Source organism: Massilia sp. W12, assembly GCF_037300705.1.
Taxonomy (GTDB): Bacteria; Pseudomonadota; Gammaproteobacteria; order Burkholderiales; family Burkholderiaceae_D; genus JACPVY01.
In genome coordinates this window covers 2,622,629-2,634,169 of record NZ_CP147776.1, presented here as the reverse complement: position 1 = coordinate 2,634,169, position 11,541 = coordinate 2,622,629, and the positions used below count along the sequence as shown (strand labels likewise).

General features: G+C 57.5%; 7 protein-coding genes. 5 read left to right on the top strand and 2 right to left on the bottom strand.

The window, feature by feature from the left end:
• The first annotated feature begins 11 nt into the window (after positions 1 to 11).
• The 3 genes from V8J88_RS10660 to V8J88_RS10650 all read left to right on the top strand — a co-directional run bounded on the left by V8J88_RS10660 (position 12) and on the right by V8J88_RS10650 (position 3,878).
• Complete coding sequence (locus V8J88_RS10660; RefSeq protein ID WP_338849480.1) at positions 12 to 593, top strand: NAD(P)H-dependent oxidoreductase; 582 nt, start codon at positions 12 to 14, stop codon at positions 591 to 593.
• Between the two features lie 200 nt (positions 594 to 793).
• Positions 794 to 3,382: an MXAN_6230/SCO0854 family RING domain-containing protein gene (locus V8J88_RS10655; protein WP_338849479.1), complete on the top strand. Its 2,589-nt coding sequence runs from the start codon at positions 794 to 796 to the stop codon at positions 3,380 to 3,382.
• 91 nt (positions 3,383 to 3,473) lie between these two features.
• Positions 3,474 to 3,878: a hypothetical protein gene (locus tag V8J88_RS10650; protein ID WP_338849477.1), complete on the top strand. Its 405-nt coding sequence runs from the start codon at positions 3,474 to 3,476 to the stop codon at positions 3,876 to 3,878.
• A 174-nt stretch (positions 3,879 to 4,052) separates the two neighbouring features.
• Here the strand turns inward: V8J88_RS10650 and V8J88_RS10645 are convergent, their stop codons facing one another.
• Entirely contained in the window at positions 4,053 to 4,184 is a 132-nt protein-coding gene (locus tag V8J88_RS10645; RefSeq protein WP_338849476.1) for a hypothetical protein, read from the bottom strand.
• Positions 4,185 to 4,595: 411 nt separating this feature from the next.
• Entirely contained in the window at positions 4,596 to 6,698 is a 2,103-nt protein-coding gene (locus V8J88_RS10640) for a pentapeptide repeat-containing protein (RefSeq protein WP_338849474.1), read from the bottom strand.
• A 580-nt stretch (positions 6,699 to 7,278) separates the two neighbouring features.
• On the opposite strand from V8J88_RS10640, the gene V8J88_RS10635 reads away from it, so the two are divergent.
• Entirely contained in the window at positions 7,279 to 8,532 is a 1,254-nt protein-coding gene (locus V8J88_RS10635; protein ID WP_338849472.1) for a S41 family peptidase, read from the top strand.
• 153 nt (positions 8,533 to 8,685) lie between these two features.
• Complete coding sequence (locus V8J88_RS10630; RefSeq protein WP_338849471.1) at positions 8,686 to 11,481, top strand: DUF4157 domain-containing protein; 2,796 nt, start codon at positions 8,686 to 8,688, stop codon at positions 11,479 to 11,481.
• The last annotated feature ends 60 nt before the right edge of the window (positions 11,482 to 11,541 follow it).

Sequence of the window (11,541 nt, the reverse complement as noted above, 5' to 3'; positions counted from 1 at the left end):
ATCTTTTCGATATGAGCAAACGCATCTTAGTGATTTTGGGCCATCCGGGTGATGACAGTTATTGCGCCGCCCTGGCGCGCGCCTACAGCGAAGGGGCCAAGGCCGCCGGGCATGAGGTGCGGCAGATTTTGATTTCGCAACTCAAGTTTGACCCGGTCTTGCACCAGGGTTACGCCAAGGTGCAAGACCTGGAGCCGGACTTAGTCGCCGCACAACAAGACATTCTCTGGGCCGAACACCTGGTGTTTGCCTACCCGATCTGGTGGGGCGCCATGCCGGCCTTGCTCAAAGGGTTTATCGACCGCACCTTCCTGCCCGGTTTCGCTTTCAAATATCGCAAAGATTCGCCCTGGTGGGATCGGCTCTTGCAAGGCCGCAGCGCGCATTTACTGGTGACCATGGACACCCCGCCCTGGTATTTCCGCCTGATTTACCGGCAACCGGGGCATCATCAGATGAAGCGCACGATATTGGAATTTTGCGGCGTCAAGCCAGTGAAAATCTCCAGCTTCGGCCCGCTCAAAGGAAGCCGGGAAAGCAAGCGTCAAGCCTGGCTGGAGCAGGTCAGGGCGGACGGACAGGCGGGAAAATGATGGCAGGCAACAGCGCGCTGGCGCCGCTTGCCGCCTCTAGCCAGATCGCCACGCGCACCCGTGCGCGGCTGCGGCAAAAAGAGAAAGTTTGCTAAAATCAAAGCGCGAAGGCTTAGAGCCGGCTTCCTTCTACTCCATGATTCAGTCGGTTCGCTTCCCTTCGCTTTTTTTTCGCCTTTCGATTGGCGCAGGAGTCTGCCATGTTTTCAGCCGTCCACCGCTTGCTGTTAGAGCGCCACAGCATACTTTGTCTGCCGTTTCCAGCGTCTGAGCAGGCGCAGCCGGCAGCCTGGCTGCAGGCGCTGGATCTGGAATGGGCTGCGCTCGGCTTTGTCGCCAACGCCGCCTTGCGCGCGCGCCTGGCCCGGCTCAGTGCAGAGGATTTGCGCGCCACACAGGAGTTTGTCAGTGCGCGCCTGGCGTGGATCACCGGCGCCGCGCAGCGCCATCGGCCCCTGTTCCAAAATTTTCCCCATGGCCTGGAAAACCCGGACGCCATGTGGACGCAGCGCTTTTTAAGCCATTTTTTTCAAGATCCGGATCAACCCTGTCTGTTTTGTTGCCGCCACGGCAGCACCCATGTGCTCAGCCCATGCCGCCATGTTGTGTGCGGGCATTGCTATGACGGGCGCGAATACGCCGGCTGCCCGGTGTGCGGCGCCAGGGTGGATACAGAGAGCGCATTTTTCCAGCCGCCGGCAGCGCGTCCGCCAGGCCAGGCGCGGCCCATTTTAAAATTGATTTACCCCGGCGAATTGCAAGATGAAGCGCAAGACATGTTTTTGCGCCTGTGCGCGCGCACGCAAGTCATGACGCCGCTGGACGTGGAAGATTTGCAGATCCTCAGCCAGTCTTTGGGCGAGGACTGGGCCAGCCGCCTGCCGCCGGCGATTCCGGTGCGGGAAAATGTGGCGCATGTGTTTGGCGCGCTCTTAAAAAAATTTCCCCCGCAGGAAGTCTTGACGCAGGCGCGCTCTTATCAGGTCAGCGTGACAGACATTCTGCGCCTGATCGCCGCTTACTGCGGAGCTGATCCGGCCCTGATGCCGCAGCTGCAATGGCGGCGCATCAACGATCCGCGCGGCCTGGAAGGCGAGCATGGGCGCAGTTTTTTACGGCGCAGCAATGATTACCTGCGCAGCTATGTGCAGAGAAACAAAGTGTTGCCTTATCGCATCCAGCGTTTTCATGTCGCCAAAATGGGCCGCCCCCTGCGCCGCGCCTTACTCGCCGCGCTGGAATCGTTTCCCGCGCAAGCCATGCTGGAAGACATGCAGCGCCAGCGCTCGCTGTGGGTTTGGCTGGGCGAATTTTTGCACCCGCATGAATATGCGGCGCGCTACCCCAATACCGCGCAAGGATTCGCCAGTGTGCGCCGGCGCAGTCCGCAGGGCGCACGCGCGCCCAAGGTGCGCAGCTGGGCCAGCCGGGTCGAGCAAGCGCGTGCGCAAGCCGATCTGGCGCAATTACTGCATCTGTTGCGCCAGCGTCCGGGCGAATTTGGCCGCCGCCTTGACCACATTCTGCGCAGCGCCGCCCCGCCTCAGCAGGAACAAATCATGCAGGCATGTCAAGAACTGCTGCCAGCCTTGCCCACCCCCATGCTGTTGACCTTGCTGGCGCACCTGCCGGCGCGCAGCCACACCCAGGCCTTGCGCCTGTATTGGCCCAAAGGCGGCCAGGCGCGCTGCTTCAGCGCCCCCGATCAGCGCGCGCTGTTGCCGCTGCCCATCCTGCAGCGCATGCAAAGCATGCTGGAAACGTGTTTATTGCAACGCATGGCCGGCGCAGCTCCGATTCAACACATGGTGCTCGACCGCAGCCTGGAGCAGATCGCTACGCCATTCAATCAGCGCACCGCCGCGCGCGACGCCTGGCAGCTGCCGCGCGGCGCCAGCCTGAGCTTGCCGATGCAAGGAGTGTTGCGCCTGTTTTTATACTGGCGCCAGCACCAGGGCCAGGAGCGCGCCGATTTGGATTTATCGGTCGCGTTTTATGACAGCGACTGGCAATACCAGGGCGTTTGTTCTTACTATGACATGGTGTGCGTGTTGCAAGGGCGGCGCATCGCGCACAGCGCGGGCGATTTGACCTCCGCCCCCTGGCCGCAAGGCGCGAGTGAATTTGTCGATGTGAATTTGCCGCTTGCCTATGCGCTGGGGGTGCGTTACGCCGTGATGGTGGTGAACAATTATGCCGGCCCGCCGTTTGAGGCGCTGGAAAGCGCGTATGCCGGCGTGATGTTGCGCCAGGATGCCGACGGCGAGCTGTTTGATCCGCGCAGTGTGGCAACCCGCTTCGCCCTGTCCGGCGGCAACGGCGTGTTTTTGCCGGTGGTGTTTGATTTCTTCGAGGCGCGCATGCATTGGCTGGATGTGCATGCGCAAGGCCAATTCAGCATGAACAATGTGGAAAACAGCAAAGACAGCATCGCCAAAATCTGTCCCGACATGATGCGTTATTTCGCACTCGGGGTGCGTCCCACCATGTGGCAAATCGGCTTGCTGCACGCCGCCGCGCGGGCGCAGCATGTCTGCGTGCGCGAGGGCCTGGGTATGCGCCTGTATCAGCGCGCTGAAGGGGAAGACGCGGCCAGCTTTTTGCAGCGCTTGCGCGCCGGCGGTGGCGAATGGCGCAGCGATTTCCCCTTTGCCGGCCAAGCCGTGCACGGCGTACTCGACCACGGCGACTTAAACCTGGCGCCGCAATCCAAAGTCTGGGTCATGCGCCCGCAAACCTTGGTGGGGAATATGACGGCGGCGGATTGCTTGAGTATGTCTCTGTTATGATCCCTCATCTTTGTCGCCGCTTGGCTTCACCGTTAAGGGGGAGCTTTGAGCAGGCCGCTAACATCAAACATCAGGCCAGCAGGATAGAAATATGAGCACCCGTCCCAAATCCATCGTTTCAATCGGCAAGACATCTGCGCTTGTGATTCCCGCAGACCTGGAATATGCCGGCGCATTGCAGGCGCTTGTGCATTCGGCGCGGGATTTGCACATCAAGATTGATCTTGCCACTTTCTACAGTGAAGCGCCGATTCAATTGCACGACTTTGAAGATACGATCACTTACCGATTCATGCAGGAAAATGGACGGGCGTTTTTGGCATACGAAGTCTCAACACACCAAGGCGGTGTCTATAGAGAAGTTCGATATAGCGGAGAAGAAATACGATCCTGGGGTGTTGGCGTGCATTTCGCCGAAGATCGCGCAGCGCTTTTGCAACAGGCAGAGCGTATGCGATTTACGCTCGGTATTGGCGGCGCCGGTTTTCCTGACTGAAGTCAGCCATCGCGACAAGCCGTGAATCGACAAAATACTGGTAGGAGCGGCTTTAGCCGCGAATGGCATTACCCGCAGCAGTATTTGGGCCGGTAGGAGCGGCTTTAGCCGCGAATACGCACGGCGCCATATCAGCAGCCGGTTTTCGCGACTGAAGTCGCTCCCACCACAAACTCACCGCTTTTCCTTGCGCAGGCTGTTGCGCGGAGCACAGGAAAATGAGCCAATCGGCACGCCAGAAATCCCACCAATCTGCACACCCAAAAAAACCACCATCACAACAAGCAGTGAATCGACAAAATACATGTGGGAGCGGCTTTAGCCGCGAATACGCACGGCGCCATATCCGCCGCCGGTTTTCGCGACTGAAGTCGCTCCCACCACAAACTCACAGCTTTTCCTTGCGCAGGCTGTTGCGCGGAGCACAGGAAAATGAGCCAATCGGCACGCCAGAAATCCCACCAATCTGCACACCCAAAAAAACCACCATCACAACAAGCAGTGAATCGACAAAATACCGGTAGGAGCGGCTTTAGCCGCGAATATGCACGGCGCCATATCAGCAGCCGGTTTTCGCGACTGAAGTCGCTCCCACCACAAACTCACAGGTTTGCCTTGCGCAGGCTGTTGAGCGGAGCACAGGAAAATGCTCCCACCGGCTGAATTTATGCTGGCAGCGGTGGCGGTTTCTCCCGCGCGCCTGCGCGCGGGTTTGGATTAATCAAGCACAAGATCTTCTTCAACATATTGAATGAATGGCTTACACTTTTCCTGGGTGGCCATCCATTTACGTAGGTCGGCGGCGGGGATTTCTCTTGGGCGCATCAGAAGCATGTTTTTTGCAATGGCTTCACTTTCGCAAAGCTGGGCTTTCCAAGCCGCAGTGAATGTCTTGATATTTTGTGCGGGCAAGGAGGGGTGAGTAAATTTTGTGCAGCGTTTGACTGCGAATGTAATTCTAGCATTATTTTTAGCCCAGGGCTCTTGGCTTATTTTTTTAAAATCACACTTCTTTGAAAAGGAATATTCTCCGATTGTGGCAGCTAAGCCTTTGCTGTTTGCGATGTCGCTGCCATGGAGTTCAGTGGATGCTAATCTTGCGCCTTGCAATTGGGCAGAAGCCAAGTTTGCGCCTTGCAATTGGGCTTGCCACAAGCTTGCGCCTTGCAATTCGGCTTGCCACAAGCTTGCGCCTTGCAATTGGGCTTGCCACAAGCTTGCGCCTTGCAATTGGGCAGATTCAAAGCTTGCGCCTTGCAATTGGGCAGAATCAAAGCTTGCGCCTTGCAATTGGGCAGAATTCAAGTTTGCACCTTGCAATTGGGCAAAAACCAAGCTTGCGCCTTGCAATTGGGCCTTATACAAGCGTGCGCCTTGCAATTGGGCCTTATACAAGCTTGCGCCTTGCAATTGAGCATGCTCGAAATTATTCTTGTCAAAATCCACCCCAAACATATTTGCATATTTTAATTTGGCAAATGAAAAGTCTGAATATGGGATTCTTGCTTTATCCAAAACTGCAAAACCAAAATGCCGGTTTTTAAAATTCATCAGATTTGGCATTCCATTGATTAATTCTTCCTTTTTGATGCCTGGTTTGCGTAATTCGGCAATATCAAAAAATTTTTCTGGTAATTTTGCTTGAAAGTTTGGGACGACAATTCTTGGGGTGAGTGTTATGTTAATAATATTTTCCTGCTTTGATTCAAGATAAATAGAGAGCTCAACCCATTCGCGAGAATTGAGTGATTGCATGACGGTGACTGACTTTGCATTGAACTCCATTATTGTTTGAATTTTTTCATTTTCTGAATTAAATATATCTAATTCTAGTGAGTTTTCTAAATGCTCATTGGTCTCCATGCAATACTGAATCAAGCAATACAAAACAAAAACCCACATCCCCGGCGCCCAAGCCAGTGCATTAAAGAAAGTCCGTAACCCTCTTTGCCGCTTGACAAACCCGGGCCAAAATTTCTTAATCCATATCAAGTCAAAAATCATCAAAGCCAAATGAAAGCTGGTATACAAATAATCCTGCAAATCCGCAAAGCGCATCATAAACGCCATCAACACCACAAATGGCAGCCAGCAATATAAGAGCCAGCATAGCAAGGGCAATAATGTGCTGCTGGCGCGTTTGCCGCCTTTGCCTTTTTCATACAGCCAGGCGAAGTCATACACAAAGGGATAGCAATTTTCTGAAATCGTGGCGCCGGGTTTTTCAGCGCGTGATTTTTTGCGCCACAGGCGGCGGATGAACAGATTGGGCCAGAGATAGGTTTTGGCCAGATGGCGCGGCAATATCTGTTTGATGCGCCACAAATGCCCGATTTGACGCCCCGCCCGCCGCCACAGCGCGGCTTTTTTTACCTGATTTTTTTGCGCCACGCCATGTTTTGCTTCCCACAACGCCACCCACACCCCCAGTTTGCGGCTGTGTTCATTCAAATTATGCAAAAGATCAAAATGCAGCACCATCACAAAAAACGGCGCAATGCTGGCGAAAGCCCAGATGGGCAGATCGACGCTGATCAAGGGGATTTTGATGGTGGTGCTGCCGACCAGCAGCATTTCATCGGTCACGCTCAAACACAAAATCAGGGAAGTGGTGAGCAGGGCGTAAAAGGCGATTAAGAGATTGCGATTGGTTTCGGCGGATTTATCCAGCAGGGTTTTGGCGACATCCAGCTTTTTTTGCTGATCTTCCGGCTTGACTTGAACCGCCGGCGCCGGGCTTGGGGCCGGCGGCAGTTCATGCGTATTCCAGCCATCTTTGGCGCGGCGGCTGAACTGTGAAGGCGGCGGCGGGTTGGACATGGCATTCCTTGGCTGGGCGCTCCGATCTTGCTGCTTATGCTGCCAGATTTGGGCGGGCTGCGGCGCCGGTATGTGCAAAATACTGCGAGTTTGTTGGAATGCTGTTGTTTCGCGGCTGCTTTTTCAGGCAAAAACGCTGCTCAGGCAGGTTCAGCACGAACGGCAAAACCAAAACCGTGCTTCAAGCAGCTCTGCACAATGAAGCTGCAAGCCGCTTGCTCTATAAGACCGCATTCTCAGCGCAGCGCCAGATGCCTCGCGGGTAGTGCGCTGTGCGCCATGGCGGATTGGTTTCTCGCTCAAGGTGGCAAACCAATGTTCGACCTGATTAAGCCATCAGGAGAAAGCCGGTGTGAAATGAATATGGAAGGCGGTTTATAAGCAGGTGCGGGGCCGGCGTTCATATGCGGTGACTGGCGCAAGATGCCACATTTCACCATCTCGGCCTGTGCTGCGCTTGCCGCTTTTGCGTGCAGGGTGGCAGGCGACAGGGCCGGATTTCATGGCGGCAGGCCGCAAATTCAAGTATGGTTTGGATTTTCCTCACAACAGCTGCTCACCCGCTTTTACCGGCTACCCCATGCAAACCTTACAACTCCCGCTTGCCCTGGCGTGTTGCTGTCTGACGGCATCCCCCGCCCACAGTGAAAATTTTTTAAGCGCTCAAGAAAGACAGGCCGATGCGCGCGCCCTGTGCGAATTTGTGACTGAAGAATACGCTTATTTCGACCTCAAAAAAACCGATTGGCCAGCCGCTTGCCGCGCCCTGCAAAGCCGGGCGCCGCAGGCTGATACGCGTAAAAGCTTTTTGCAGGCCATGGAGGCTGCATTGCGCGAGCTGTATGACGAACATGCCCACTTTGGCACGGCGAATGCCGACTCGCAGCGCCTGGCGCCCAGCCATACCGATCTGCGTGCGCACTGGCAGCAGGGGCGGGCGCTGATCCGCGCGGTGCGCGGGGCGGCGGCGCGCGCCGGTTTGCAGGCCGGCATGGAGGTGCTGGAAATTGATGGTCAGCCGGTCGCCGCCGCCAGCGCGGCTTTCACCCCGCGTTTTATGCAAAGCGCTGACCCGGCGGCGGCGGATTATGGTTTGCAGCAGGCTTTGGCCGGGCCGCGCAACCGGGCGCAGATCAGCTTGCGCGTACAGCACGATGGCGTGGCGCGCGAGATCAGTTTCACGCCAAGTTATCCGGCCCCGGATACGCTCCTCAGCAGCAGTTTGCGCGATGGCGTGGCGCAGATCCGGATTCATAATGCCTTGGGCAATGAAAAACTGATTCCCGCATTTGATCAGGCCATGCGCGAGGTGGCCGGGGCCAAAGCGCTGATTTTGGATTTGCGCGATACCCCAAGCGGCGGCAATTCGCTGGTGGCGCGCGCTTTGATGGGGCATTTTGTGTCAAGCCCGCAGCCGTATCAGCGGCATGAATTGGTGCAAGAAGCGCGCAGCAAGGGCGTGCCGCGCATCTGGCTGGAATATGTGGCTCCGCGCGCGCCTTATTTTGGCGGGCGGCTGGTGGTGTTGGCCGGCCCCTGGACTGGCAGCATGGGCGAGGGCATGGCGATTGGCTTGCACGCCGCCGCCGGCGCTTCGGTGTATGGCAGTGAGATGGCGCAGTTATTGGGCGCGCTGGGCGAATTGCGTTTGCCGCATTCGCAATGGGTGGTGCGCATTCCCACTGAAAAATTAATGCATGTCTCAGGCTTGCCGCGCGAATCTTTCCGCCCTTGTGCGGCGCCGGGCCTGACGGCAGAGGCGGCGTTTGTGGATGCGCAACTGTGGCAAGCCTGGCTGCGCGCCCCGCAATGCCCGGCGCGCGCGCCCGGCTGAGTGGCAAAGCGCGGCAAATCTCCTGCGCGTGGGGCGGCATATCCGATAAAATCTGCTTGCCTCACTCAAGCAATACTTTCGATGCCATCTGTCTCACCGGCTGCCAATGCTGCATAGCGTCAGCGCTGCCAGCGATTACGCAAGGGAGGATGTATGCAGCGTTTTGCAGCAATCTCACAGCAGCAAGCAGATGCCGCGCGGCAATCCGGCGCAAGCGGCGCGCCGCAAGGAGACGCCCTGCCAGCGCCCTTGTTGAGTCAATTTTCCCAAGCCAGCGGGCATGATTTATCCCAGGTGCGGATTCACACCGACCGCCAGGCCCATCAAAGCGCACAAAAGCTGAATGCGCGCGCATTTGCGTTTGGGCAGAATATTCATTTTGGCGCCGGAGAATTTGATCCCGCTTCGCGCCAAGGGCAGCGTTTGATTGCGCATGAGGTGGCGCATACCTTGCAGCAGCGCATCTGCCGCAGCGACACGCCGCCGGCCTCCAATCCGGCGCGCGCAAGCGCCGCCGCTGAGCAAGAAGCGGATGCTTTTGCCGACGCTTTTTTGCGCGGCGAGAGTTTCAGGCTCAGTCAGCAAACGGGCGCGCCGCAGCTTGCGCTCAGTCCTAAAGACGGGCCTGGGCACAAAACGCCAGAACTGCCGGGAACCCGGCGTGTCGCCCTTTCTACCAGCCTGCATGATTTTGCCTTTCAATTTGGGCCGCTCAACCTCGCCGGGCGTAAGCTTGAACTGTCTTTGCGGCTGGCCTTAAAAGGCAGCGTGAAAGGCGTTTTGCCTGAAGCGGAAAAACCGGCCAAAGGCCAGAAGGCTTTTGACCCCGGCCCGGCCAGCGCGCTGCAGAGCTTGCGCCTGGCCATCAGTCAAGCCAAGCCGCTCGTCATGGGATCGGTGATGACGCTGGATATCGCTGGCGCAGAGCTGAAAATCGGTCTCACGCAAGCGGGCAAGAGCGCGCAGCGCATCATGTCTGTGCATGCCAAAGACAAGCTGACGCTGCGCACGGCTGATCTGGAATTTGTCGGCAGCGCCAAGGCCCAGTTGTTGACGACCGTGTTTCCTGTGCTGAATGCTGCGGCCAATGCCGGCCCCGGCGCCGATCTCAATCCGCGCAATCCGGCCAGTACAGCGGATATCGCCAGTCCGGATGCTGCTGCGCTGGCGGATGGCGAAGGGGTATTGTCGGAACTCGTTTTTCTTGGCCATGCGCCGCAGCTCAAGGATGCGTATGAAGGCAAAGGCCACGACGCCAAACTCAAGCCCCACACCATCGCCAGCGCGGACCCGGCCATGATCAGCAAATTGCGCGCAGTCAAGGCGCTGCTGGATCAGGCTGAAGCGCCGTTGCGTAATGAAATCATGGAAAAAGCGCGCGCCAGGGCCGAAGCCGCGAATCAAAAAAAGCCAGCCAAAAAGCAGCTTGACAGCGCTGCCTTGGCAGCCCAGGCGGATGCCGATGGGCGCAAGGCGCTGGCGAAGACCGAATTGGCAGGCCGCCAGTTTGGCGCCACGGTTGGCGATGATGAGGCGGCCTTGGGCTTGCTTGACTTTATGCGGCCCTGGTTTGGCAGTGATGAAAAGACGATTGCACATTTTCAAAAGATGCGCAGGGTTGACGGGCAACCCAATCTGTTGGCCCATGATGCGTTGGCGACGCGCTTGGAAGCGGTGCAAGAGAAGATGAAAAAGCGCTATCCGGAGCTGGGGCAAAAAGCCTATCCGCATACCTCGGTTGGCTGGTCTTTCCGCCATAAATTGCAACTCGGTACAAGGGTGGGACACGCCAATATGCACATGCTGGGTCAGGCCGTTGATTTTGACGCCTACAACTTACCCATGATGAATCCGGGCGAAACGCGGGCGCTGATCCGGGCGGTGACAGGCCGCTCGAATGCCTTGTTTCAGCCCGGCCAGCAGGGCGGCAAAAAGTATGAAGATTATGGACAGCGCCGGGCAGCCGTGCGCGCCATGGATCAAACCAAGCCGCAGGCCAAGACCGATGAGGCTTTTTTGGCCAGCCTGTCACAAGCGATTGACGCCACCGCCAAGGCCAGTTATGCGTTCCGGCATTCGCTGGATACGCCGCCGGCAACTGGTGCGGCTGAGGCGCAACAGGCGACGGATGCGGCCAAGCCAGGCCCGCTTGCGCCACTGCCAAACGATGATCTCAGCAGCGGCTGGGTGCAATTCGATGCTTTGCGCAATGCCTGGGCCGATGCCACGGAAATGGCGGATGGCAAGGAAAAAGAGGCCGCCTTGGCCAAGGTGCAGAAAGATATTGAGAGTTTATTGCGCCCCTGGCTGGTCAAAATCGAAGCGCACCAACAATTGATGCTTGAACAGGCGCTGGCCAAGAACAAAGTCGATCTCCGTGCGCCGATGCCGCAGCCCGCGCCTTTGCAGAAAGCAGAAAAGCCGCTCAAGGCGCTGGCCGCTAAATTGGCGAAAAAACCGGCCACGGCGCTCACGCAAGGCGAGCAGCAGCAGATTGCCGAAGCCGCCAAGCTGGCCGGTTTTACGCTGCCCGATCCTGTGAATGCGGCGGCAGTCGCCGCGCTGCTGGAGCAAGTGAGCGCCAGCCGCATCAGCGCTGAAGCCGGCTTGAAAGCGCGCAAGGTGGTGGCTGAACAGGATGCCGCTTACTGGTGGGATGGCGAGTTGAAACGAAAGTTATTGCAAGACAGGGCGTTTCTGTTTGGCCGGCTTGGCTACAACAAGGAGAGGAAACGCACTTGGGGGGAATCGGTCGATCAGCCGGGCGCCGGGCAAATCTTGCGGCGCGGCTGGTTTCGCGTGGCGCAAGCAGGCGCGACAGGATCGACGCCCAGCAAGGAGTTCATGCTTGAAATGGCGCAACACGGCTTTGAGTTGGGCGCCGCCTGGGGTTCCAGCGATTCCATGCATTATGAGCTGGCGGTAAAACATGGCGGGCTGATGGAATAAGCGTGTTGCGCCGGCTTGCAAAAATTGGCGCAGTCGATACGCCAACGCCACCCGATCCGG